The 25,051-nt window shown below is 69.1% G+C and carries 15 protein-coding genes; 10 read left to right on the top strand and 5 right to left on the bottom strand.

Annotation, left to right across the window (positions count from 1 at the left end; genetic code table 11):
* Positions 1 to 11: 11 nt before the first annotated feature.
* Positions 12 to 1,580 (top strand): GGDEF domain-containing protein, encoded by a 1,569-nt coding sequence (locus AC0662_RS19345; RefSeq protein ID WP_478302192.1) that lies wholly within the window; start codon positions 12 to 14, stop codon positions 1,578 to 1,580.
* 5 nt (positions 1,581 to 1,585) lie between these two features.
* Here AC0662_RS19345 and AC0662_RS19340 read toward each other — a convergent pair whose 3' ends face one another.
* Together AC0662_RS19340 and AC0662_RS19335 are read right to left on the bottom strand one after the other, a co-directional pair.
* Positions 1,586 to 3,028: a DUF7059 domain-containing protein gene (locus AC0662_RS19340; protein ID WP_478302190.1), complete on the bottom strand. Its 1,443-nt coding sequence runs from the start codon at positions 3,026 to 3,028 to the stop codon at positions 1,586 to 1,588.
* Positions 3,029 to 3,261: 233 nt separating this feature from the next.
* Positions 3,262 to 6,915, bottom strand: a complete 3,654-nt coding sequence (locus AC0662_RS19335) for an NPCBM/NEW2 domain-containing protein (RefSeq protein WP_478302188.1) — start codon at positions 6,913 to 6,915, stop codon at positions 3,262 to 3,264.
* Positions 6,916 to 7,070: 155 nt separating this feature from the next.
* Here AC0662_RS19335 and AC0662_RS19330 point away from each other — a divergent pair, with 155 nt between their 5' ends.
* The 4 genes from AC0662_RS19330 (at position 7,071) to AC0662_RS19315 (ending at position 14,702) form a co-directional block, all read left to right on the top strand.
* Complete coding sequence (locus AC0662_RS19330; protein ID WP_478302186.1) at positions 7,071 to 8,405, top strand: alpha/beta hydrolase; 1,335 nt, start codon at positions 7,071 to 7,073, stop codon at positions 8,403 to 8,405.
* Positions 8,406 to 8,647: 242 nt separating this feature from the next.
* Positions 8,648 to 11,392 (top strand): type I DNA topoisomerase, encoded by a 2,745-nt coding sequence (topA, locus tag AC0662_RS19325; protein WP_478302184.1) that lies wholly within the window; start codon positions 8,648 to 8,650, stop codon positions 11,390 to 11,392.
* Between the two features lie 13 nt (positions 11,393 to 11,405).
* A complete protein-coding gene (locus tag AC0662_RS19320) occupies positions 11,406 to 11,837 on the top strand; it encodes a Fur family transcriptional regulator (RefSeq protein WP_452204643.1) in 432 nt (143 codons plus the stop codon).
* Positions 11,838 to 11,921: 84 nt separating this feature from the next.
* Positions 11,922 to 14,702 (top strand): glycoside hydrolase family 2 TIM barrel-domain containing protein, encoded by a 2,781-nt coding sequence (locus AC0662_RS19315; protein WP_478302181.1) that lies wholly within the window; start codon positions 11,922 to 11,924, stop codon positions 14,700 to 14,702.
* Between the two features lie 106 nt (positions 14,703 to 14,808).
* Here AC0662_RS19315 and AC0662_RS19310 read toward each other — a convergent pair whose 3' ends face one another.
* Positions 14,809 to 16,218: an aminotransferase-like domain-containing protein gene (locus AC0662_RS19310; protein ID WP_478302179.1), complete on the bottom strand. Its 1,410-nt coding sequence runs from the start codon at positions 16,216 to 16,218 to the stop codon at positions 14,809 to 14,811.
* A 63-nt stretch (positions 16,219 to 16,281) separates the two neighbouring features.
* Between AC0662_RS19310 and AC0662_RS19305 the strand changes: the two genes are divergently transcribed.
* The 5 genes from AC0662_RS19305 (at position 16,282) to AC0662_RS19285 (ending at position 22,422) form a co-directional block, all read left to right on the top strand.
* Positions 16,282 to 17,382 (top strand): pyridoxal phosphate-dependent aminotransferase, encoded by a 1,101-nt coding sequence (locus tag AC0662_RS19305; protein WP_478302177.1) that lies wholly within the window; start codon positions 16,282 to 16,284, stop codon positions 17,380 to 17,382.
* Positions 17,383 to 17,391: 9 nt separating this feature from the next.
* Positions 17,392 to 19,377, top strand: coding sequence for a dTMP kinase (gene tmk / locus AC0662_RS19300; protein WP_452204639.1), 1,986 nt, complete (start codon positions 17,392 to 17,394; stop codon positions 19,375 to 19,377).
* Positions 19,374 to 20,582 carry a DNA polymerase III subunit delta' gene (locus tag AC0662_RS19295; RefSeq protein WP_478302175.1) on the top strand — a complete coding sequence of 403 codons (1,209 nt, stop codon included), beginning with the start codon at positions 19,374 to 19,376 and terminating at the stop codon, positions 20,580 to 20,582. Before tmk ends, AC0662_RS19295 begins: the two co-directional genes overlap by 4 nt.
* Before the next feature lie 136 nt (positions 20,583 to 20,718).
* Entirely contained in the window at positions 20,719 to 21,387 is a 669-nt protein-coding gene (locus AC0662_RS19290) for a DUF4190 domain-containing protein (protein WP_478302173.1), read from the top strand.
* Positions 21,388 to 21,414: 27 nt separating this feature from the next.
* A complete protein-coding gene (locus AC0662_RS19285; protein WP_478302171.1) occupies positions 21,415 to 22,422 on the top strand; it encodes a DUF4190 domain-containing protein in 1,008 nt (335 codons plus the stop codon).
* Here the strand turns inward: AC0662_RS19285 and AC0662_RS19280 are convergent, their stop codons facing one another.
* Together AC0662_RS19280 and AC0662_RS19275 are read right to left on the bottom strand one after the other, a co-directional pair.
* A complete protein-coding gene (locus tag AC0662_RS19280) occupies positions 22,423 to 23,298 on the bottom strand; it encodes an NAD-dependent epimerase/dehydratase family protein (RefSeq protein WP_452204635.1) in 876 nt (291 codons plus the stop codon). It lies immediately after the preceding gene.
* A 326-nt stretch (positions 23,299 to 23,624) separates the two neighbouring features.
* The gene (locus AC0662_RS19275) at positions 23,625 to 24,872 is read right to left on the bottom strand and encodes a hypothetical protein (protein ID WP_452204634.1); all 1,248 of its coding nucleotides are present in this window, start codon (positions 24,870 to 24,872) and stop codon (positions 23,625 to 23,627) included.
* Positions 24,873 to 25,051: the final 179 nt, after the last annotated feature.

Here is a 25,051-nt window from a genome sequence, read left to right as displayed (position 1 = left end):
GGGGAGGCGCGGTGCGCGAGACGTCGGGGGTGACCGAGCGGATCGCTACGGCGATGACGCGGGCCCAGTCCGGCAATCCGGCCGCGGCGGGCCTGGAGATCACCGCGCTGCTCGCCGAGCTGGACCCGGAGCCCAGTCACGAGCGGGCCGCCGCGGAGTACGTGCGCGCTGTCGCCGCCCACCACGCGACCGATGCGGTCGAGGCGCTGGACGCCGTCGACAGCTGCATCCGGGTCGCCCGGGCGATCGACGAGCCGGGCTGGGAGGCGAACGCGATCGCGCTCCGGATCGTTACCCTGATCCGCACTGGCGAGGGCGGTGACTCGGTCGCCGACCTGGTCGCGGCCGAGAACGCGTTGTCGCGCACGCGGGACCTGGGCCTGGCCGGGTGGGCGCACACCGGGCTGGGCTACGCCTACGACCTGCTCCGGCTGTACGAGCTGTGCATCCCGCACTTCGAGCTCGCGGCGGACGGTGATTACGACCCGCTCGGCCTGCCCGAGGCGCCGGCGATCAATCGGTTGAACCTGGCCGAGTCGAACCTGCGGTGGGCGCACGAACTCGAGCGGCTCGGCGACACGTCGTACGACGAGGAGATCCAACGACTGCGGCGCTCGGCGCACCGGTGGGCGGGTGCAGCGGTCGAGGTGATCCTGACGGCCGACCTGCTCGGGTACTGGCCGATGGCCGGGCGGATGTGGCTCGCGGCGAGCAACGACGAGGCGGACGCCGACGAGGCGGCGGTGATCCTGAAGGACTGCCGCGATCAGCTGGCGAAGCTCGGCGATCACGAGCTGGCCGCGATCGCCGGCGCGTACCTGGCCAGGGCGTACCTGGCGCTCGGGCGCGGCGACGACGCGATCGCGGCGGCGGACCGGGCGGCGAGCGACCTGCCGCCGACGTCGGATCCGCCGGTGGAGGCGCTGATCCGGCACACCGCGGTACAGATCGTGGCGGCGACCGGTGACGCCGGCGCGACGACCGGGCTGCAGTACGCGCGGGCGATCAGCCGTGGCTGGTGGGCGGAGCGGTTACGCGGGTTGTACGCCGTACGCAGCGCCCTGGCGAATCATGAGCTGTCGATCCGGCACGACGCCGAGTGGCGGGCGGCTCGCGAGGACCCGCTGACCGGTGTGGGGAACCGCCGGGCGCTGGACGAGCGGATGTCGGTGGCGCACGACTCGGGGCGGTCGATCGCGGTCATTGCGATCGATGTGGACAACCTGAAGGTCATCAACGACAGCTACGGGCATGCCTGCGGCGACGAGGTACTGCGCAGAGTCGGGACGCTGCTGTCCGAGCAAAGCCGCGCGGAGGACGTCGTGGCGCGTGCGGGTGGGGACGAGTTCGTCGTCGTACTGGCCAACCCGGACGAGCGAGGGGCGCCCGAGCTGGTGGAGCGGATCAGGACGGCGGCGGAGCGGGAGGCTGCGCGGGCCGAGGCGCCGTGGTTCGCGATGCTGCGGCTCAGCGTCGGTCAGGCGAGCAGCACGGACGGTACGCCGGTCGGTGATCTGCTGACCGTGGCGGATCGACGCATGTACTCCGAGAAGCGCCGGCGCCGAGGAATGACTCAGTAGTCCAGTCAGTAGTCCAGGAAGCCTTCTACGACGAGGCTTCGGACCTGCGGGAGGTAGTCGGACAGTACATCGACGACCGGGCGGTCCATCAGGTCCGCCAGCGCGGCGAGGATCTGGCCGGCACTCAGCTCGCCGTCGCAAGCGCCGACGAAACCGGCCAGGACGGTGTCGACCTGTTCGGCGCGGCGCATCCCACGCTGCCGGCGGAGCACGATGGTGGCCGGGTCCTCGGCACCTGGCTGGCCGGTGGTCTCTTGAATGACGTCGTCGGCGACGCGCAGGTGCAGACCGGTCAGGTCGGCCGGGAGGCCTTCCCGCCGTTCGAAGCGGTGCAGGACGTGCGGTCCGATCGGACGCTCGATCTCGTACGGCCACGGCTCGGCGTCGAGGGTGCCTGCGACGTTGTGCAGGGTGATCCAGCCCATGCCGATCGCTTCGACGTCCTGCACGTCCAGGTAGCGCATCCACGCGTCGTACCTGGTGGTGTACTGCGGTGTGCCGTGCAGGCCGGCGTCGCGGAGCCAGAGTTCGACGTACTCCGACGGGTCGAGCTGCTCGCGCTGGACGGCCCAGGCGGACCGGTCCGCTGTCCAGGCGGCGATGCGGTCCTGCCAGTTCTCACCGCGGACACAGGTCCAGTTGGCGAGCAGTTGGCACCAGCCACCATCGGTCAGGTGCTCCGGTGCCTGACGGACGAGCTGCTCCACCACAGCGTCGCCGGTGAACTCGGTCTCGCGATAGGTGAGGTCGCCGCCGGGTGGCGAGATCACGTACGGCGGGTTGCTGACGATCAGGTCGAAACGCTCGCCCCGCACCGGCTCGTACAGGCTGCCGTCGCGAAGATCGAGCTCGAGGTGATTGAGCGCCGCCGTCGCCCGGGCCAGCTGGAGCGCGCGCGGGTTGACGTCGGTCGCCGTCAGCCGGTCGACCCGATCCGCGAGATGCAGCGACTGGATGCCGCACCCGGTCCCGATGTCGAGCGCCCGCTCGGCCTTGATCGGCACGGTGAGCTGAATCAGGCTCAGACTGGCCGGCGCGATCCCGAGCACATAGTCCGACCGCATCGCCTCCCGCCGCCCGTCAAGCCCTGGCGTGAGGTCGGCCACCACCCACCACTCCCGCCCGTCCTCCGCGAACGGCCGAACATCAACCGCGGCCCGTACTTCACCCCCACTCCGCTCAACGATGCCCAAAGCAACTAGATCAGCCCCCGGAAACGCCTTATCTACAGCATTTTCCGGGACAGCCCGCTGCAGCAGGAACAACCGGATCATCGTGTCGAGCGGGTCCCCCGAGGAAGTACGCCGGTACGCGGGCGCCGTCTCGTTCCGCGCCAGCGCCCCGTTGGCCTGGTCACCCAGACGCTCGGCGACTCCGTCCACGGTGTACCCGGCGGAGGCGAACGCCGTACGCAACCCCTCGACCACATTCCCCGTCAGCTCCTGCATGCCGACATCCTCCCACCCCACTCCCCGCCCCACCCGACTCCCCGCCCCCGCCCCGCCCACGCAGCGTTTGAGGGGCCGGCCCCTCAAACGGTGGGTCAGCACCTGATATTTCGGGGTGCTAACCCACCGCTTCAGGGGCCGGCCCCTCAAACGCTGCGTGGGGCGGGCGGGCTGGGGTGGGCGGGTGGTGGGCGGGGAACCGAGGGCGGGGTGGGGCCCGCCCTCGGCGGGTTCTACGGGTTGCAGGTGATCTTTGCGTTGGCCCAGTCGGCGTGGTCGCTGGTGTTGCCGTCGCCGCCGTCGGTGACCTGGAGGGTCAACGTTTGAGCACCGGTGATGTCGACCGTCGTGCTGGCTGTGGGCGAGGTGCCCGTCAGCTGGTCCGACGTGTACTTGGCGACTCCGTCGGTGAGGACCTTGAAGGTGACCTTGCCGCGGTCCTCCATCTCGTCGTCGATGCCCAGTTGGCTGGTGAACGTGGTGCAGTTGCCGCCCAGGCGGACGGAGACCGAGGAGGCGGCGTGGGTGCCGAGTCCCTTGGCGTACTGGACGCCGTCGAGGGTGATCGGGCCGCCGTCGCCGGCCGCGTCCTCGCCGTTGCTGTGGTCGCGTTCCACCGGACCCCAGCCGTTGGTGGAGTCCAGGAACTCCAGGTCACTGACCCAGTTCTCCCCGGTGGGTGCCGGAGGCAACGGCTTGTTCGCGATCGTCGCGGCGAAGAACCCGAGCCCGCCGCCGGGCAATTGGATCGCCTTCACCGTCTTCCCCGGATCCAGCGGTACGGCGGTGTAGAACACCCGATAGTCCGTCGTCGTGTTCCCGAGACCCGACGGTGTGTACCGGCCCTTCACCGAGACCGCCAGCTTCGCACCACCGGTCGTCGGGTCCTGACAACACCAGTTCGGCAACTGGAACGTGCCGTCCGACGTGGATCCGTCCGTGTAGATGATCTTGACGGTTCCACGCGCATTGAGACTCGCGCCAGCACCCAGCAGGGCGAGATGCGATCCGGTCCCCGACACGAGGATCGGTGCGGACTGGTTCTTCACGAGGTTCGGCGTACCGGGAGCTCCGGTCGGCCAGGTGAAGTCGGCGCCCTGCACGGTCACCTTCGCGCCCGGTGTGTACCCGGCGGCCGCCAGCGCCTCGCCGTTGTAGCTGTCGCCGGATCCGTCGAAGTTGCCCTGCTTGTACGTCGCCGAATCGCTGACCCCGACGACGTTCGCAGCCTGCGACAGTGAGGCGTACGGCAACTGCGCCGTCGCCGAGGCCGTGTTCGCATAACTCTTGCCCTGAGCAACGTACGACGCCTTGAGCTGCAACGTGAAGCTCGCCGGCTTCACGTCCGCGCCGGGTGTCACCTGGAGCTTGGTCGTGACGGTCTGGCCCGGCGCCACGGTCGCGAACGTGTTGGCACCAAAAGCGGTCCACCCGGTCGGAAGCTGCATGTCGAGCTTCACGTCGCGCACGGTCGTCGGGGTGCCGTTGCGGAACGTCGCGGTCACCTCGGTCGCCTGGCCCGGAGCGTTCCACAGCGACGGTGTGCTGAGCTCGGGAGTCCCCAAGGTGTTGGTGACCTCCGGACCGCCGACCGCGGACGTGCCGGTGAGCAGAACCGTTGCAGACTTTGACATCGACACCGAAGGCGTCTGCACCGTGACCACGCCGTCGGCGTACTTCCACGCGACCTTCTTGCCGTCGACGAAGACGTTCGTCGGAGCCGCGCCGGTGTGCAGCGTCAGGGTGTACGGGCGAGCCGTCGGCTTGCCGTCGTACGTGCCGACACTCGCACCGATGTTCACCGTCACGTCGCCGCGCCCGCTGGTCGGAGCGTCGACGGCGAAGGTCTGCGTCGCGGACTTCGACGACCGCGTCACCCGGTCGTCCTCGTACAGCGAGAACGACGACTTTCCCGACGGGTAGATGTCGACCGTCACCGGGTCGCCCGGCTCCTGCTCGACCGCGTTGTTGATCCCGGACTTCCACATCGGCACCACGGCGCCGGCCTTGACGAACAGCGGCAGGGTGTCGAGCGGAGCGGAGTACCCGTTGATCGTCGTCGGACCCTGGTAGACCCGTCCGGTCCAGTAGTCGACCCAGCGTCCGGCGGGCAGGTAGATACCGTTCTTGACCGCGTCCGCGCCGTACATCGGTGCGACCAGGAACTCCTTGCCGGCCAGGAACTCGTACTTCGTGGTGTCGTCCCACGTCTTGGGGTCGTTCGGGTACTCGAGCACCAGCGACCGGTTCAGCGGTGCGCCGGTGCGGTGCGCCTCGGCGGCGTACGTGTAGAAGTACGGCAGCAGCCGCTCGCGCAGCTTCAGGTACTTCCGGTTGATCGAGGTGTACGGATCGCCGTACGCCCACGGCTGCTTGTACGCCGGCGTGGACCAGCCCGACATGCTCATGAAGGCCGGGTTGAACACCTTCCACTGCAGGTCCCGCACGTACGACGTGGCGCTGCCGCCGAAGATGCCGTCGATGTCACCCGCGCTGTACGCGATGCCCGAGTTGCCGGAACCGGTGATCGCCGGGATCTGCCACTTGATCGCGTCCAGCGAGCCACTGTGGTCACCCGTCCACTGCACCGCGCACCGCTGCGCGCCGGCCCAGCCCTCCACCATCCACGCGAAGCCCCGAGCGTTGCTGTACTGCTCGATCCCGTTGTGGGCGGTGTCGCAGGCACTCAGCGCGTACCGGTACCCCGGACCGACCCACGCCACGTCCAGCTTCCGCACGCGCACACCGGCGTCGCCGACCTCGGCCGGCTGCCGGTCCAGGTTCGACTGCGTCCACAGACCCATCTGGATGTTCCGCGCCCGCAGTTCGTCACCGGTCTGCTTCAGCGCCGGGATGTCCCGCTTGCCCCACCAGGTGCCGTCAACCTGCTCGGAGTCGGTGTTGGCGGAGTAGCCGCAGCCGTAGTCGTCATTGACGAGCATCCAGCCGCCTGGCATGTCCTCGTCGTGGAACTTCTGCGCGATCTTCACCGCGTCCAGCGTGGTCACCTTGTCCGGGTTGACCTTCCAGTCGTTGCTGGGGTCCGGGTCCGTCCCGTAGTGACCGCGGTTGTAGCAGTCCGAGTCGCCGTACTCGAGCCCGTAGATCGGCGGCATGAACGGCCGGCCGGTGAGCTCGGTGTAGCGGTCGAGCGAGGTCTTCAGGTCGCCGACGAAGTAGTACGCGTCGAAGCGCTTCTCGTCGTGAGTAGTGACAACGGGACTAGTGAAGTTGTAACTACCCGGGCTGAACGTGTTCCGCAGTACGCCGTATCCCGCGGTGCTCATGTAGTACGGCGACGCGTTCGGGTTGCCGCCGTCCTCCCAGTTGAAGTCCTTGGAGATCTTGATCGTCTGATCGCGGTGCGAGAAGCGGCCGTTCTGCATGCCGCCGCCGAAGAACTGCTCGTTCGCGCCGCGGCCGAGTGTCTGGGTGGTCGACGTGTCGGTCCACGACAGCGGTGCGGCCTCGGACCACACCAGCTGGCCGTTCGACCGGTACAGCGAGAACTTCAGCGGCTTCTTCTGCGCCCGCACCTCGATCTTCCCGGTGCTCAGCGAGTAGTAGGTGCCGCGGTCCGTCCAGGTCGTCCGAGGCGTCCCGTAGTCGGTCTTGGTGACGATGTTCGACGCCGGGGCGTTCGGGTCGGTCGGCGGTGTGTTCGCCGGGTCGGTGAAGTTCCCGTCCGGCGCCATCCACAGCCGGAACACGTCGTCCTTCAGGAACACCACCCGGACCTTCGCGGTCCCCGCGCTGAGCGTGTACGTCGCCTGCTCGCCGGAGAAGGCGGTGACGTCACCCAGCGTGTTGCCGGCGGCCCGGGCGGGACCGGCGGTAGCCACGAGTGCACCGGCGAGTAACGCCAGCGCGACTACTGAACGTTTCATGCGGACAAAGATGCTCACGAGTGCCTCACTTCACGCATCAATGAACAAGATGGCGACATTGAAGCTCACCGGCCCCGGATTGTCATCAGGTCAGCTTCATGAAGTTGAGACAGTGTCGCCATCACGGAGTGAAACGCCGCCATGACGATGAGCGCATGACCATCTGGCGTCCCAGCAGCCCCAGCAGTCCCGTCTTCACCAGGCGGCACGTCCTGACGGCCGGTCTGGCAGCGGGCGTCACGCTGGCCGCGCCGAGCCTGGCGCAGGCTTCGCCGCTCGACCCGGGCGGCCGGCTCACCACGCAGGGTGACCCGAACTTCCATCCGGTGAGGTTCCGGCTCCCGGCCCCGACCGGGCGGAAAGCCCTCGGCACGACCGCATTGCACCTGATCGACCGGTCCCGTGAGGACCCGAGCATGCCGAGCGAACAGCGCGAGCTGATGATCAGCATCTGGTACCCGGCGTCGGCGTTCGAGTCGGCGCCGCTCGCGAAGTACATGCCGGAGCGCACCGCGGTCGCGGTGGACGACTCCTGGACGGGCGACTACGGGCTGGCCCTGCCGACCGGGTCGTTCGACTTCGCGAACACCGAGACGCACGCGCGGGTCGACGTACCGGTGCAGCGGCTGCGGCATCCCGTCGTCCTGTTCTCGCCCGGGTATCAGTACTCCCGGTTCGTGAACACGGCGCAGGTGGAGGACCTGGCCAGTCGTGGGTACGTCGTGGTGACGATGGACCACTCGCACGAGACGCCGGTGGAGTTCCCGGGCGGACGGTTCCTGCCAGGTGCCCAGCAGTCCGAACCGACCGGTCCGGACGACATCCGGAAGGCGCTCGCGACCCGCACCGCGGACGCGCGGTTCGTGCTGAACCAGCTCGAGCGGATCGCCGACGGCCAGCAGGTCGATGCCAACGGCAAACAACTGCCGGACGGGCTGGCCGGCACCCTGGACCTGCGCGCGATCGGCATGTTCGGCTTCGCGCTCGGCGGCTACACGACCGCGAACACGATGCTCGAGGACCGGCGGATCACGGCCGGTCTCGACCTGGACGGCACGCTCCAGGACGACCGGGCCAAGGGTCCGCTCGGTGAGGTCGCGGAGAAAGGTCTGGACCGGCCGTTCCTGCTGTTCGGGTCGGCCGAGACGCAGCGAACCGATCCGGCCAAGGACGGCTACGACAAGTCGTGGGCCCGTTTCTGGGCCGCGCAACGCGGCGGCAAGCTCGACCTCGCGCTGGCCCGCACCAAGCAGAAGGCGTTCACCGACTACCAGTTCGTCTTCTCCCAGTTGTTCCACGACATCTATGGCAACGACCCGATCATCACGTCGGTGATGACGGCGCTGGTGGGCAGCGCCAAACCGGCCCGCAGCGTGCTCGCGCAGCGGGAGTACGTCGCCGCGTTCTTCGACCTGACACTGCGCGGGAGGCCGTCGGTGCTGCTCCGCGGCGACTCCCCGAAATTCCCCGAGGTCCGTTTCCGGCGCTGAGACGGCGTACTCTCGTAAGCGTGCCTGGGGGCTCGGTGTGGCGCTACCGCCACGCGCGGTGACGATGGGTTGTTCGACACTATCTGAAACCCTGGGGAGCGCGACCGGGCCCGGAGCGGTTACGGTGCGTGGAGAAATGCGTTGCCGTCGGCCGTACCCTGTCCTCGGGCGGGGTCGGTCTGTGTTCGGGGGAACAGGCGTCGGGGCAGAGGCGTTGTCGCAGGACGAGAGTAGGGAGCACAGTGGCAGGGGCAGCAGGGACGAAGACAGCGGCAGGTACCCGCCTGGTGATCGTCGAGTCGCCGAAGAAGGCGCGGATGATCGCCGGCTTCCTCGGGTCCGGGTACGTGGTGGAGTCCAGCTTCGGCCACATCCGCGACCTGCCGAGCGGGGCGGACGAGATCCCCGCCAAGTACAAAGGCCTCCCGTGGGCCCGGCTCGGCGTCAACGTCGAGGACCACTTCGACCCGCTGTACGTCGTGCCCGCCGACAAGAAGGCGCAGATCCGCAAGCTCAAGGACCTGCTCAAGGGTGCCGACGAACTCTTCCTCGCCACCGATGAGGACCGCGAGGGCGAGGCGATCGCCTGGCACCTGCTCGAGGAGCTGAAGCCGAAGGTCCCGGTCCGCCGGATGGTCTTCCACGAGATCACCCCGAAGGCGATCCAGGACGCGGTCGGCAACGCCCGGGACATCGACGAGGCGCTCGTCGACGCCCAGGAGGCGCGCCGGATCCTCGACCGGCTGTACGGGTACGAGGTCTCCCCGGTGCTCTGGAAGAAGGTCATGCCGAAGCTCTCGGCGGGCCGGGTCCAGTCGGTCGCGATCCGGATGGTGGTCGACCGCGAGCGCGAGCGGATCGCGTTCCGCAGCGCGTCGTACTGGGATCTCGACGCCACCCTGGACGCCGGTGAGAGCCGGACGCCGCGGCAGTTCCCTTCCCGCCTGGTCTCGGTGGACAGCAAGCGGGTGGCCCAGGGCCGCGACTTCAGCTCGACCGGTGAGCTCAAGGGCGCCAACACGGTGCACCTGAACGAGGCCACCGCGACCGCCCTGGCCGGCGCGCTGCACGAGTCGCAGTTCACCGTCCGCTCGATCGAGTCCAAGCCGTACACCCGCAAGCCGTACGCGCCGTTCCGGACCACCACGCTGCAGCAGGAGGCCGGCCGCAAGCTCGGCATGTCCGCCTCGCAGACGATGCAGGTCGCCCAGCGGCTCTACGAGAACGGCAACATCACCTATATGCGTACCGACAGCGTCACGCTGTCGGACACCGCGATCACCGCCGCCCGGGCCCAGGTCCGGGAGTTGTACGGCGCGTCGTACCTGCCGGACAAGCCGCGGGTCTACACCTCCAAGGTGAAGAACGCGCAGGAGGCGCACGAGGCGATCCGGCCGGCAGGTGAGACCTTCCAGACTCCGGCGCAGACCGGTCTGAGCGGCGCCGAGTTCCGGCTGTACGAGCTGATCTGGATGCGCACCATCGCGTCCCAGATGAGGGACGCCGTCGGGAACAGCGTGTCGATCAAGATCGACGCGACCGCCTCGACCGGCGAGCAGTGCGAGTTCACCTCGTCCGGCCGGGTGATCACCTTCCACGGCTTCCTCAAGGCGTACGTCGAGGGCGCGGACGACCCGTCCGCGGGAACGGACGACCAGGAGACCCGCCTGCCGGACGTGGCCGAGGGCGACGTCCTGCCCGCGATCGAGGTGCTGGCCTCGGGGCACGAGACCAAACCGCCGGCGCGCTACACCGAAGCGACGCTGATCCGGGAGCTGGAAGAGCGGGAGATCGGGCGGCCGTCGACGTACGCGTCGATCATCGGCACGATCCAGGCCCGCAAGTACATCTACAAGAAGGGCCAGGCGCTGGTTCCGGCCTGGCTGGCGTTCGCGGTGGTCCGGCTGCTCGAGGAGCACTTCACCCGGCTGGTGGACTACACCTTCACCGCGTCGATGGAGGACATCCTCGACGAGGTCGCGGCCGGTGACCTGCAGCGCGAGGGCGTGCTGGACCGCTTCTACTTCGGTGACTCCGACCTCGAGGGTCTGAAGTCGATGGTGACCGACCTCGGCGACATCGACGCCCGCGAGATGTCCACCTTCCCGGTGGGCGGGGACGACAGCGGGATCGTCGTCCGCGTCGGACGCTACGGGCCGTACGTCGAGGACAAGGACGAGCGCCGCGCGAACGTCCCGGAGGACCTGCCGCCGGACGAGCTGACCGTCGACAAGGCGCAGGAGCTGCTCGAGCAGCCGTCGGGCGTCGAGCACGAGCTGGGCAACGCGCCGGACACCGGCCTCAAGGTGGTCGCGAAGGCTGGTCGCTTCGGTCCGTACGTGACCGAGGTGCTGCCGGAGGACGCGCCGAAGGGCGCGAAGCCGCGGACCGGGTCGCTGCTGAAGTCGATGGCGCTGGACAGCATCGGGCTCGACGACGCGATGAAGCTGCTGTCGCTGCCGCGGGTGGTCGGTAAGGATCCGGAGTCCGGTGACGAGATCACCGCGCAGAACGGGCGCTACGGGCCGTACCTGAAGAAGGGCACCGACTCGCGGTCGCTGGCGACCGAGGAGCAGATGTTCGACATCACGCTCGACGAGGCGCTGAAGATCTACTCCGAGCCGAAACAGCGGGGCCGGCGAGCTGCCGCGCCGCCGCTGAAGGAGCTGGGCGAGGACCCGGAGTCCAAGAAGCCGGTGGTGGTGAAGGAGGGCCGCTTCGGTCCGTACGTCACCGACGGGGAGACCAACGCGACGCTCCGCAAGGACGACTCGGTGGAGACGATCTCGCTGCTGCGGGCGGCCGAGCTGCTCGCGGAGAAGCGGGCCCGCGGTCCGGTGAAGCGGCCGGCGAAGAAGACCGCCGCCAAGAAGACGGCCGCGAAGAAGACGACGGCCAAGAAGACGACGGCCACCAAGAAGACTGCCGCGAAGAAGACGACGGCCAAGAAGACGGCGGCGAAGAAGACGGCGGCGAAGAAGTCCTGAGGGAGCGGCGCAGATGACGAGTGCGGTCGAGGTCAGCGCGCAGCGGTTGCGGGACCGGGGTGAGCGGGTGACCCCGGCTCGGCTCGCGGTGGTCGAGGTGCTGGCCGGAACCGAGGAGCACCTGAGTGCGGAGCAGATCGGTGAACGGGCCGAGCAGCTGCGCCCGGGCATCCATCGCGCGACGGTGTACCGCGCCCTCGACGCGCTCGGTGAGTTCGGGCTCGTGACCCACGTGCATCTCGGTCGCGCCGGGACGACGTACCACCTGGCGGGCGATCTGGCGCCGCGGCACCTGCACCTGCGCTGCTCCGAGTGCGGCACGGTGTACGACGCCCCGGGCGACATCCTCGAGTCCGCGCGCAAGAAGGTCGCCCGCGAGCTCGGCTTCCACCTCGCCCCCGAGCAGGTCGCGCTGGTCGGGATCTGTAAGGACTGCCAGCAGTAATCGGCTGGCCCGTGACGGCCATAACTGTCCATATCTGTTCATCGGTGTGGATTCGTGAACAGGTTGGCCGTAGGCTCGACTTCCGTGACTGACTACGTCGAGGACTTTGCCTCCGGGCTGAACGTGCTGCCGCCGCGCGCGTGGATGGATGACGACTCGGGCCGCGTGCCGCTGACCGGCGACTGGAGCTTCCGGCTGTCGCCGACCGTCGCGGACGCGCCCGACGACCTCAAGGACCCGGATACGTCCGGCTGGGACACGATCGTGGTCCCGGGCCACTGGCAGCTGAGCGGGTACGGCGCCCCGGCGTACACGAACGTGGTCTACCCGTTCCCGCTCGAGCCGCCGTTCGTGCCGACCGACAACCCGACCGGTGACTACGTCCGGACCGTGACGGTGCCGGCGGACTTCGCGGGCGCCCGGATCGTGCTCCGGTTCGAGGGCGTGGACTCGCGGTTCGCGGTGTACGTGAACGGCGAGCAGGTCGGCTGGTCGTCCGGTTCCCGGCTGGTCAGCGAGTTCGAAGTCACCGACCTGGTTGCCCCGGGCAAGGACGCGCGGATCGCAGTCCGCGTCCACCAGTGGTCGACCGGCAGCTATGTCGAGGACCAGGACATGTGGTGGCTGTCCGGGATCTTCCGCGAGGTGAACCTCCTCGCGCTCCGCCCGGACGCGCCGACCGACGTGTTCGTGAAGGCCGCGTGGGACCACGTCGACGGCGCCGGCACGCTGCTCGTCGAGTCCGACGTACCGGGCACCGTCAGCATCGCCGAGCTCGGGCTGGAGCAGCCGACCGGCGAGCACACTCGGGTCGAGGGCGTGCAGCCCTGGAGCGCCGAGGTGCCGCGGCTGTACGACGCCGTACTGCGGACCGCGGGTGGCGAGGTGCGGCTGCGGATCGGGTTCCGGACGGTCGCGATCGTCGACGGCATCTTCACCGTCAACGGCAACCGGGTGCTGTTCAACGGCGTGAACCGGCACGAGTTCAACCCGGACCGCGGGCGTGCGGTGACCGAGCAGGACATGCTGGACGACGTCCTGATCATGAAGCGGGCCGGGATGAACGCGGTCCGCACCAGCCACTACCCGCCGCACCCGCACTTCCTCTCGCTGTGCGACGAGTACGGCCTGTACGTGATCGACGAGTGCGACCTGGAGTCGCACGGGTTCGGGTACGAGCCGCAGCCGCCGAAGCTGCCGAACCCGGTGATGGACGAGCGCTTCCGCGACGACCTGGTCGACCGGATGCGCCGTACCGTGCACCGCGACAAGAACCACCCGTCGATCGTGATCTGGTCGCTCGGCAACGAGTGCGGCATGGGCGACAACCTGAAGGCGATGTACGACCTGGTCAAGGAGCTCGACCCGTCGCGGCCGGTGCACTACGAGCGCGACACCGAGGCCGAGTTCGTCGACATCTACTCGCGGATGTACACCTCGCCCGAGGGCTGCGCGGAGATCGGCGCCGACCCCGAGCTGTACCGGAACCTGCCGTTCATCCTCTGCGAGTACGGGCACGCGATGGGCAACGGGCCGGGCGGGCTGCTCGACTACCGCGAGGTCTTCGACAAGTACCCGCGCTGCCAGGGCGGCTTCATCTGGGAGTTCATCGACCACGGCCTGCGGACCACGATCGACGGCAAGGAGGTCTACGCGTACGGCGGCGACTTCGGTGAGTCGATCCACGACGGGAACTTCGTCTGCGACGGTCTGCTGTTCCCGGACCGGACGCCGTCGCCCGGTATGCACGAGTACACCAAGGTGATCGAGCCGCTCCGCATCGTTGCTGACGGCAACGGCGGGGTCACGGTCACGAACCGCTACGAGGTGCTGGACACCAGCCACCTGACGTTCCTGGCTCGGGTCGAGGCGGCGGGAGAGCTCGTCGCCGACGGAAACCTTCCGGCACCGGTGATCGCGCCCGGCGAGACGGCCACGCTCGAGCTGCCGCCCGGGATCCTCAAGCAGAGCGAGCGTGCAGAGGCGTGGTTGACGATCACGGCAGAGCTCACCGAGGCGACGTCGTGGGCGGAGGCCGGTCACCGGATCGCCTGGGGTCAGATCCGGCTGGACGAGCCGGTCGACGCCACGCCCGCGATCAGCGGTTCGCCGGCCGGAGGTACGGCGGGCGTCGCGGGCATCACCGTCGCGGGACTGCAGAATGCGCGGCTCGACGTCTGGCGCGCGCCGATCGACAACGACGCGATTCCCGGCGTCGCGGCGGCCTGGCGCGAGGAGGGCCTGCACCGCGTGCAGCACCGGATCGTGTCGCAGGGCGAGCAGGACGGTGCCTGGGAGGTCGTCACCCGGACCGCACCGCCGCAGCTGCAGTGGGGCCTGCGCAGCACGTGGCGCTGGACCGCTGTGGACAACGGTGTGGTGCTGGAGCTGAGTGTCGTACCGGAGGGGCTGTTCCCGGAGGTGCTGCCGCGGTTGGGCATCACGTTCGAGCTGCCGAAGGTGCAGCAGGTCGAGTGGTTCGGCACCGGCCCGAACGAGGCGTACGTCGACACTCGCGAGGCGGCCGCGGTCGGGAAGTACTCCGGAACGGTTGCCGAGCTGCAGACGCCGTACGTGCGCCCGCAGGAGAACGGTCACCGCATCGACACCCGCTGGGCCACGCTGGACGGCCTGCGGATCGAGGCGCTCGACCAGCTCTTCGGCTTCACCGTCCGCGACTGGACCTCGCAGGACCTGGAGACTGCTTCGCACACGGCCGATCTGGTGGCGGGTGACACCACGTACGTCACCCTCGACCTCGGCCAGACCGGTGTGGGTACCGCGGCCTGCGGCCCGGCCCTCCCCGACCGCGACAAGTTGAAGACCGCTCCCGCCACCATCACCCTCCGCTTCACCACCGCTTAGGTGGACGTGAGCCACTCACCAAGCCGACGGCTGGTGAGTGGCTCACGCTCAGGGCAGCCGGCCGAACACCTCGCCCAGGAGGTTGGTGAGTGGTGGCGGTCCGCCCTCAGATCGCAATGCTCGGTCGGGGATGCACGCGCTCGGCGGGTGGGTGGTAGGCGTCCCATGCCTTGGTCAGGCGGCGGACGGCTTCGGTGAGGTCGTCCGGTCGCGCACGGAAGTGCAGGCGGACGTAGGAGTCGCTCAAGCCAGTGACGTCCAGGCCGGCGCCCGGGAGGATCGCCAGACCATGGCGGAGGGCGGTCTGGGCGAATGAGGTGCCGTCGCCGTATGGGAGGCGGGCCCAGAGGCACTGGCCGCCTCTGACGGTCGGGATCTCCCATGTGGGGAGTGCGCGGGTCAGCTGCGTGTGCAGGTGGTCGTGACGGGCTTTGAGGGTCTCGTGCAGATCTGGAGAGTCCAGGAGCGGTAGTAGGTGCACCGCGGCCAGCTGAGTGGGGACGTTGCCGCCCAGATCGTGTACTGCGCGCAGCCTGGCCAGCCGATTGACCAGTGGTGGCGTCGCGCGGATCCAGCCGATCCGGAGACCGCCCCAGATGCTCTTGCTGAGTGAACCGATCGAGATCACCGACTCGCCGTACGCCGCCATCGGCGTGGGAACTGCCTCACCCGGGAACGACAGGTCACCCGGTACTTCGTCCTCGATCACCGGCACACCCGCGCTCGCGAACCGCTGCCGAGCCAGTCCGGACAGCACCGAGCCGGTCGGGTTCTGGTACGTCGGGACCACGTACGCGACCGCAGGACGCCGCTCCTGGACCGCTGCCTCGAACCCCTCCAGCCCCACGGGCAGCCCGCGCAGCACAGCACCCTCCTCCCGGAACACCTCCAGCGCACCCGGGTACGTCGGCGCCTCGACCAGCACCTGGTCTCCTGGCGACACCAACGCATGCGCCAGCAACGACAGGGCCTGCTGGCCGCCGTTCGTGACGAGAACCTGCTCCATGCGCGTCGGCACACCACGTGCGGTGTACCGGTCCGCCAGCGCCTGCCGCAGCGACGGATGACCGTACGGGTAGTACCCGATGTCGTCGGTGACGCGACTCAGCTCCGGCGCGATCCGTACGAAGGCCTCCGCCAACTGCGGCGGCGGATCACCGGGCGCCGCGCAGATCGCCAGCAGTACGTCGTCGTCGCGGGCCTCCAGCGAGTCCAGGAAGATCGGGTCGACCGGGGCCGGGTCCTCGACGTTCCGGGGTACGCCGGCCACGCGCGTCCCACTGCCCTGGCGCCGGGTGATCCGTCCCTCGGCCCGGAGCAGGTCGTACGCCGCGACCACCGTCGTCCGCCCGACCGCCAGGGCGCCGGCGAGCGCGCGGTCCGGTGGCAGGAGGACGCCGGGTGGGAGTTCGCCGTCGTCGATGAGCTGCCGGAGCCGGGACGCGAGCAGCAGGTAGAGCGGGCCGCGGCCGGACGACCAGCGGCCCAACCGGTCAACCACCTCGATTGGTCTCATCTGCGAACCAATTCTGCCGGATTGGCTCTGCAGCGACCAGCGCTGCCGCAGAACGATGGTGGTATGCCGACCTTCCCGCGGAACCCGATCATGTCCTTGACCGCCGAGCAGCCCCAGCACGAGCTGGGTGAGAGCTACGGGCCGGACCTCCGGCTCGCGGACCTGCTGACCCCGGAGCTGGCCGATCTCGAGCTCGGTTACGGCACCGCAGCCGGTACTCCACCGTTGCGTAGCGCGATTGCCGCGCGGCACGGCGTACGGCCGGAGCAGGTCGTCGTCACGATCGGCGGGATGCACGGGATCTTCCTGCTCGCCTATCTGCTCACTGAGCGCGGCGGTCAGGTCGTCACCACTGCTCCGCTGTTCCCAATGACGCGGTCGGCGTACGAGTCGCTTGGTGCGGATGTCCGCGTCGTCCCGGTGAGCTTCGACGAGGGGTACCGGCTGACCGCTGACTCTGTGCGCGCGCAGCTGACGCCGGACACGAAGCTGGTCAGCCTGACGACGCCGCAGAACCCGTCCGGGGTCGCCGTACCCAGGTCTGTCCTTCGGGAGATCGTCGACGCGATGGCTGCGGTGTGTCCGGATGCCTACTTGATGATCGACGAGACCTACCGCGTCGCGGCGTACGGTGACGATCCGGTCGCGGAGACGGCGGTCGACCTCGGCCCGCGAGTGGTGTCCGTGGCATCACTGTCGAAGTGTCACGGCGCGGCCGGGCTGCGGATCGGGTGGGTGATCAGCACCGACGCCGAGCTGATCGACCAGCTCGTCACCGCGAAGTTCAACACGGTCGTCTCCGCGTCTCCGGTCACCGAGGCGCTCGCGGTCCGGGTGTTCGAGCGGGAGGACGAGATCCTCGCCGTACGCCGGTCCTGGCTCGCGGAGAACCTCGCGATCACCGCGGACTGGGTGCGTGCGAACAGTGACGTCGTGGAGTGGGTCAAGCCCGATGCCGGTGCGCTGTGCGTGATCCGGCTGAAGCCGTCGGTGGACCTGGAGCGGTTCCGCGCGGAGGCCGCGGCGGTGGGCGTCCGGCTGGCGGACGGCGACTGGTTCGGGGACGAGCCGCGGGTGTTCCGCCTGGGCTTCGGCTTCCTCCCGGCCCCGGACCTGAAGGCCGCACTGGATGCACTGCGTCAGGCTGTCCATGCGGCCCACTAGTCTTGCGGTGTGCCGGAGGCTTATGACCCGCTGACTGATCCCGCACCGGCGCACGACGTGCGCGCGGTGTTGCGGATCCGGGCGTTCCGGCGGCTGTGGATCGGCTTCGGGCTGTCCAGCCTGGGTGACTGGATCGGGCTGCTCGCGCTGACCGCGATGGCGAAGTCGTTCGCCGGTGACGACTACCAGGCGGCGAACTTCGCGATCGGTGGCGTGCTGTTCCTGCGGGTGCTGCCCGCGCTGGTGATGGGTCCGGTGGCCGGCTGGGTCGCGGACCGGCTCAACCGGCGCTCGACGATGATCGTCGGCGACCTGATCCGGGCCGCGTTCTTCGTCACGATCCCGATCGTCGGCACCCTCACCTGGCTGTTGGTCGCGACCGTGCTGATCGAGATCGTCAGCCTGATCTGGGGCCCGGCCAAGGACGCCAGCGTGCCGAACCTGATTCCCCGGCACCGGCTCGAGGCCGCCAACCAGATCAGCCTGATCACGACGTACGGCACCGCGCTGCCGGCCGCGGTGATCTTCACCGCGATCACCCTGGTCACCCGCTGGGCCGGCAACTTCTCCATCGACCTGGCCGTCTACGTGAACGCCGCGACGTTCGTGGTCTCCGCGTTCGCGATCATGTCGGTCCGCGAGATCGGCCGCGCGGTGCACGACCACGAGGAACACCCGACGCTCTGGCGGACGATGGTCGAGGGCTGGTCCTACGTCACCGGTACTCCCGTCGTGCGCGGTCTCGTGGTCGGCATCTCCGGCGCGTTCGCGGCCGGCGCCGTCGTGATCGGCCTGGGCCGCACGTACGTCGACCAGCTCGGCGCCGGCGATCCCGGGTACGGCGTGTTGTTCGGTGCCGTGTTCGGCGGGCTCGCGCTCGGGATGGGGTTCGCGCCGCGGATCTTCTCCGGGTTGTCCCGGCGCCGGCTGTTCGCGGCCGGGCTGGTCGGCTCGGGGATCTGCCTGGCCGGGCTGGCGCTGATCCAGCAGATCGAGATCGCCACGATGATCGCGATCCTGCTCGGGTTCTGCGCCGGCGGTTCCTGGGTCTCCGGGTACACGCTGCTCGGCCTCGAGGTGCCGGACGCGGTGCGCGGCCGGACGTTCGCGTTCGTGCAGTCAGCGGTCCGCACGGTGCTCGCGGTCACGCTGGCGATCGCGCCGTTCGCCGCGGGCGCGATCGGGCGGCACACGTGGACGATCGCCGGCCACTCGGCGACGTACAACGGCGCTTCGATGACGATGCTCGCCGCCGCGATCCTGGCCGGTGTGATCGGGCTGCTCGCGTGGCGGCAGATGGACGACCGGCCGGGCGTTCCGTTCTGGCGTGACGTCCGGCGGAGCTTCGGCAAGACCCGCGGTGACTACCCGACGACCGGCCTGTTCATCGCGCTGGAAGGCGGCGACGGGGCCGGGAAGTCGACGCAGTCCGCGCTGCTGGTGAAGTGGCTCGAGGAGCAGGGCCAGCAGGTGCTGTTGACCCGCGAGCCCGGAGCGACCGACCTCGGCAAGACGCTGCGCGAGATCGTCCTCGACCCGGCGACCGGCGACATCTCGCACCGCACCGAGGCCTTGCTGTACGCCGCCGACAAGGCCGAGCACGTCGACTCGGTGATCAAACCCGCGCTGAAGGCCGGTGCGGTCGTGATCACCGACCGGTACGTCGACTCCGCGCTGGCGTACCAGGGCTCGGGCAGGGACCTGGACCTGACCGACGTCGAGCGGGTGAACCGCTGGGCCACCGACGACCTCCGGCCGAACCTGACCATCCTGCTCGACCTGGCGCCGAAGAGCGGCCTCGGCCGGTTCGCCGAGCGGGACCGGATCGAGGCCCAGTCGGCCGAGTTCCACGAGCGGGTCCGGAACGCGTTCCTCGAGCTCGCGGCCGCCGAGCCGCAGCACTACCTGGTACTCGACGCCACCCTGGATCGCGAAGAGATCGCCCAGCAGATCCGCGCCCGCCTCCAGCCGCTGCTCCCGAAGGTGGGTCTATGAGTGTTTGGGACGACCTCGTCGGCCAGGAGCCCGCGGTCGCCGTACTGCGGAAGGCTGTGTCCGGCGCGGCGGGTGTGTTGCGCGGGGAGACCGGCGCCGCGGTCGCAGGCATGACGCATGCCTGGCTGATCACCGGCCCGCCCGGGTCCGGCCGGTCGAACGCGGGGCGTGCGTTCGCGGCCGCGCTGCAATGCTCGAACGAGGGCTGTGGCGAGTGCAACGCCTGCCGTACGGCGCTCAGCGGCGCGCACCCCGACGTGTCCCTGATCCGCACCGAGCTGCTCTCGATCCGGGTCAGCGAGGTTCGTGAACTGGTGCGCCGGGCCGCGATGAGTCCGACCCAGGGCCGCTGGCAGGTGATGGTCGTCGAGGACGCGGACCGGCTGACCGAGCAGGCCGCCGACGCGTTGCTGAAGAGCATCGAGGAGCCGGCGCCGCGGACCGTGTGGGTGCTGTGCGCGCCGACGGTCGAGGACGTCGTACCGACGATCCGGTCGCGCTGCCGCCTGCTGGTGCTGCGGACGCCGCCGGTCGCCGCGGTCGCGGAGATGCTGGCCACGAAGCTCGAGATCGATCAGGACCTGGCCTGGTTCGCGGCGCGGGCCGCGCAGGGGCACATCGGCCGGGCGCGGGCGCTCGCGCGAGACGATGCGGTCCGGGCGCGGCGTACCAAGGTGCTCGAGGTCCCGTTCGCGTTGCGCGACCTCGGCGCCTGTCTGAAGGCGGCGCAGCAGTTGGTCGACGCGGCCAAGGAAGAGGCCAAGGCCAGCGCCGAGAAGGTCGACGAGAAGGAGCGGGCCGCGCTCGAGCAGGCCCTCGGTGTCGGCACGAAGGGCGCCAAGCCGCGCGAGGCGAATGCCGCGCTGAAGGAGCTCGAGGACCAGCAGAAGGCCCGCGCGAAGCGGTGGGAGCGGGACGTCCTGGACCGCTCGCTGGTCGACCTGATGGCGCTGTACCGCGACGTCCTGGTGCTGCAGACCCGGTCCGGCAGCGAGCTGGTGAACGCCGAGCTGGGCCGGAACATCGAACAGCTCGCCGCCCGGACGACGCCCGAGCAGACGGTCCGCCGGATCGACGCGATCGCGATGTGCCGGGAGGCGATCGAGGCGAACGTCGCACCGCTGGTCGCACTGGAGGCGATGACCGTCTCGTTGTTCGAGGGCCGCAGCGAGGGGTTCACCATTCCCCGCCGCGTACTGCGCTGAACGCGGTGCGTGGTGAGGGCTGTGTCACGCACGTCCGATAACTGGGCGGGTGGTGTAACACGAAGACCGGCAGGTCCGATGGATGGGTGTCGAGGCGAAGTGGACCGCTCGGCGTCACAGTGCCGAACGGACCCCGATGAACCAGCCGCCTTCCCCGATCCAGCCGGCACGGCGGCCACTGCCGTCGGCTGAGTCGTGGTTGGAAGGGGTTCCGACCCCCGCGCAGCAGCGGCAGGACGGGTACGCCGTCGCGGCGCTCGCGACCAGCCTGCCCGGTCTGGTACCGATCGCGGTGCTGCTCGCCGTGGTTGCGCTGCGCCGGATCAAGCGCACCGGCGGGCGCGGGCGACGGCTCGCTCACGCTGCGTTGGCGATCTCGCTGGGCTGGGTGATCGCCATCGGTGTCGCGGTCACGCTCAACCTGGTCGGGGAGCACCGGAGCGGGATCGGGCGGACCGTCGGGATCTCGCAGGTGGACGTCGGCCGCTGCTTCGATGCGGACCTGGACGCCGAGGCACTGCGCCTGGTGCGGATCGCGGACTGCGCGGCACCGCACACCGGAGAGGCCTACGCACAGGTGCAGGCGAGTCTGGTCGGACTGGGCGCCGCGCAGACCGGGACGGTGGCCACGCAGCAGTGCGCCGGGGCGTTCCGTGAGTTCGTGGGGGCGCCGTACGAACAGTCCGAGCTGGACATGTACTACGTCGTACTGGAGGATCGTGCTGTTGCTGACGGCAACGTCCTGTGTCTGGTCGGAATGCCGGGGACCCGGCTGACCGGTACGATGCGCGGATCGCAGCGATAGGGTCCCCGGGGGAGTAGTGGGGGTAGCGTGAGTCAACCACCGTACGGATCGGATCCGGAGCGGCCGCAGGACGACCGTCCACAGGACCGGCCGCACGATCCGACACGGCCGTTCCCGACGTACAGGCGACCGGAGCAGCCGCACGCCCAGCAGGCGGGATCGCAGGGCACGTCATGGGCAGCCCCGGGCCAGCAGGCGCCGGCGCAGGCGCCGTACGGGGCTGGGCAGCCGGGTGGTTATGGGCAGCAGGCGCCGTACGGGCAGCAGGCTGGTTACGGGCAGCCGGGGCAGGCGCAGTACGGGGCCGGCTATGGGTCCGGGTACGCGCCGGGGCAGTATCCGCCGGCCTACGGGCAGGCGCCGGCGCCGTACGGCTACGGGTACGGCTACCAGGCCTCCGGTGGGACGAACGGGCTGGCGACCGCGGCGCTCGTGACCGGGCTCGGCGGGATCTTCGTCGGTCTGTCGGCGCCGGTGGCGATCGGCCTCGGGATCGCGGCGCTGGTGCAGATCAAGCGCCGCGGGCAGGCCGGCAAGGGGATGGCGATCGCCGGTCTGGTGATCGGTTCACTGGTGACGCTCGGGTACGCGCTGCTGTTCGGGCTGGTGATCGCCTACGGCTCCAGCAGCGACGACGACTACGGTTCGCCGGAACCGGTCTCGTCGTACTCGACCGGTCCGACCACCGAGGTCGACAGCCTGGCGGTCGGCGAGTGTTTCGACGACACCGGCCAGGACTCCGAAGTGATTCGGCAACCCTGCACCGAGCCGCACGACGGCGAGATCATCTCCGACGTCACGCTCGCCGTCGGCGCCTGGCCCGGTGACAACGCCGTCGACAAGGCCGCCGAGCAGGCCTGCAGTCCCACGTTCACCAGCTACGTCGGCAAGTCCACGGCCGACTCCGAGCTGGAGCTCATGTACTGGACTCCGACGAAGCGCCTCTGGAACCAGGGCGACCGCCTGACGGTCTGCGCCGCCTACGGGCCCGACGGCGATCAACTCACCAGCTCAGTGAAGAACAGCCACCGCTAGTCAGGCGGGGATGCGGCCTGGTGCCCAGAGTGCCGTCACGTCCTCTCCGGCTGTTTCGCGGCGCTGGAGGTCGGCGAGGAACTCGACGAAGTCGTGCTGCGGACGCCAGCCGAGCAGGTCCGCCGCCTCGCTGAGGTCGTGCTGCTCGACGCTCTCCGGCAGCGTGAGCCCGTGCCGCTGGATCAGCTCCGCCGCGCCCGGCAGCCGCGACTCGGCCCACTCCGTACCGCGGGTGGCGAAGTCGGCCCGGACCTCCTCGGGCATCCCGTGGTTGCTGTGCACGATCGTCCGGAACAGATCGAAACGCTTCGCGAGCGCGGCCTCGGTCGCGGCAGCCGTCGCGGTCGCGATATCGCGTACGTCGACCCCGTTCCGCAGCAGCCGCTCGCCCCAGCGCAGGTACGGCTCAGGCACGAAACCGTGGTACCGCAGGAGGGCCACCGAGGCGCCGCTGACCTCCTGGTACATCCGCCACAGGTCCTCGCCGAGCACCTTGGTGACGCTGTAGACGCTGCCCCAGCCGTACGCCATCGAGGAGGCGAAGACGACGCTCTGGATGCCGGCCGCGCGACAGGCCTGTACGACGTTGAAAGTGCCGTCGACGTTGACCGCGAAGATCGTCTCGTCGCTGACACCCGGCCGGTGCGCGTTGTGCCAGGCCGCGAGGTGCACCACCGCGTCACAGCCCTGCACCGCCTCGAGTACGTCGGTCGGCGTCCGCGTGTCGCAGCGCACGAACTCCCCGATCGCGGCGTCGGCAGGATCCGGCGACGGCGCGACATCCGCCCGCCGTACCTGATGCCCCGCCTTGGCGAGCACCCGAGAAACCTCCCGCCCGGCAACCCCCGACGCACCGGTCACCAGCACTGTGCTCATCCAAAACCTCCACGCCAAGACCCCAGCCACCCCGGGATCGCCTGCTGACGCGTACCCAGGTCTCGCCCGACCTATACCTGGCAACCCACCGCAGATCCGCGAGCCCGCGACGCAGCGCGCCGCGGTACCGGACACCGCTGCGACAACCCACGTCTCGAAACAAGCGGAGCCCCCCGAGCAAGCTCGAGGGGCTCCGAAATACCGGAACCTTGGCGGTTTAGCCTGCCCGCGGATGCTGAGCTACTAGGGACCGTTCCAAGGTCTTCGCCGAGAAGTGTACACACCCATAGTGCGTTTAAACACCTTTGGATCCTGGATACACACCATCATGGCTGAGGCATGTTGATCGGGCATCTTGCCAGCAGCGCGGGCACCCGGCTGCGATCTGAGACCCACTCGGCCAGGGAGGGGTCGATGTATCCGAGGACCAAGAGCGCATCGTCGTGACGTTGCCTGATCGGCTCGGTCCAGATGCGCTCGTTGTGAGCGATGCGGTTGCGGATCTCCCAGAGTCTGAGTACCGGCGCCTCGAGCGTCACCAGTTGGCGATCTGGTGCGTAGGGAAAGGCGTAGCTGAGGTCTGGCCAAATCGTCGTCATGTATCGGTGAGCGAGCAGAAACCGCCAGAAGCCAAAGCTGAGCTCGGCGATGATTTGCCCGTCGGTCAGTTGCTTGTTCTTCCGCCGCACCTGGAGGCGAGCCTTAGCGATGTCCTCGTGCGCTTTCGCGGTGAGGTCGTTTCCTGGATCGTCGAGCCAGGATCCTCGTAGCCGACGACGCTGGTGTCGTTCCGAGAGCTTGGCCACCATGGCGTTCCTCAGCGTCACCTCGACGTGTCCGAGGACCTCCCACAGGGCCGCAGAGATGGTCGCGTTCCAGTCGTAGAGGTCGAGCGCGGTCGAGGTCTTATTGGCTGCTGCTCGCAGGTAGCCGACAAACCGGGGTTGGCCGAACAGTTTGCGCGCTCGGCGTGCGACGGCTGCCTTGGCTGGATCCGGCATTGGATCCAGCGCCATGGACTGAGCGATCATCCGAGCGGTCAACTCGGGTGGCAGCGTTGCGGTGTTGACAGTCATGTCGAACGTGTCTGCACCAGCCGTCAGGAGCTCAGCCGCTGCCTCATCCCAGGCCTGCAAACGGGTCATCGGATCCGGATCCGCACGATTGCACAGGCGCAGCGCTGCCTCGGCCCTGGAGCACCAGAGACAGACGGATGTCCAGGACACGTTGGGCGTTGCCGCACGGATTGCGTCGAGCGCGTCCAGTTGGCCAACGTGCACGATCGGCACGGCGGTATCCGTGCAAACATCAACGAGGCTTGCGCGATCGATGCCGTACAGCGCGCCGTACCGTGAGTAGGTGTGAATGAACTCGTCGGCTTCTTCCGCCCTGACGAATTCGTCAAGATCAACGATCCGGTAGCCGTCGGATTGCCCGTTTCCTACCTTCACCCGTTGGTGTAAGACGAACCGAGAATCCAGTGCCGGGAGAATGGCCGTGATCGTGTCCAGCCCTCCCGTCGGCGGGCCGAACAGCAGGAGACCGCGACCAGACGACACCTCTGGCGCCCCCACGAATACTTCCCTTCTCCGCCAGTCGATGCACTGGACTCACCCCAATCGCTCAGCGTAGTCGAGCATGTGCCATCCAGCAGAATCAGCCGACCGATCTTCGTTACCGGGTGCCGCTGCAGAGGGGCATGATCAGCATGAGCTGACGGCGATCTCGAGCGGTGCCTGGTTGTCTTCCGCTC

Source organism: Kribbella sp. NPDC043289 (assembly GCF_056436705.1).
The sequence above is the reverse complement of the archived record's forward strand: the minus strand, read 5'-3'. Positions and strand labels throughout refer to the sequence as shown.

Coding starts and splice junctions, on each gene's coding strand:
- AC0662_RS19330 (WP_478302186.1), top strand. CDS start 7,071: ATGACCATCTGGCGTCCCAGCAGCCCCAGCAGTCCCGTCTTCACCAGG.
- AC0662_RS19305 (WP_478302177.1), top strand. CDS start 16,282: ATGCCGACCTTCCCGCGGAACCCGATCATGTCCTTGACCGCCGAGCAG.
- AC0662_RS19280 (WP_452204635.1), bottom strand. CDS start 23,298: ATGAGCACAGTGCTGGTGACCGGTGCGTCGGGGGTTGCCGGGCGGGAG.
- AC0662_RS19295 (WP_478302175.1), top strand. CDS start 19,374: ATGAGTGTTTGGGACGACCTCGTCGGCCAGGAGCCCGCGGTCGCCGTA.
- AC0662_RS19340 (WP_478302190.1), bottom strand. CDS start 3,028: ATGCAGGAGCTGACGGGGAATGTGGTCGAGGGGTTGCGTACGGCGTTC.
- AC0662_RS19320 (WP_452204643.1), top strand. CDS start 11,406: ATGACGAGTGCGGTCGAGGTCAGCGCGCAGCGGTTGCGGGACCGGGGT.
- AC0662_RS19290 (WP_478302173.1), top strand. CDS start 20,719: ATGAACCAGCCGCCTTCCCCGATCCAGCCGGCACGGCGGCCACTGCCG.
- AC0662_RS19335 (WP_478302188.1), bottom strand. CDS start 6,915: ATGAAACGTTCAGTAGTCGCGCTGGCGTTACTCGCCGGTGCACTCGTG.
- AC0662_RS19310 (WP_478302179.1), bottom strand. CDS start 16,218: ATGAGACCAATCGAGGTGGTTGACCGGTTGGGCCGCTGGTCGTCCGGC.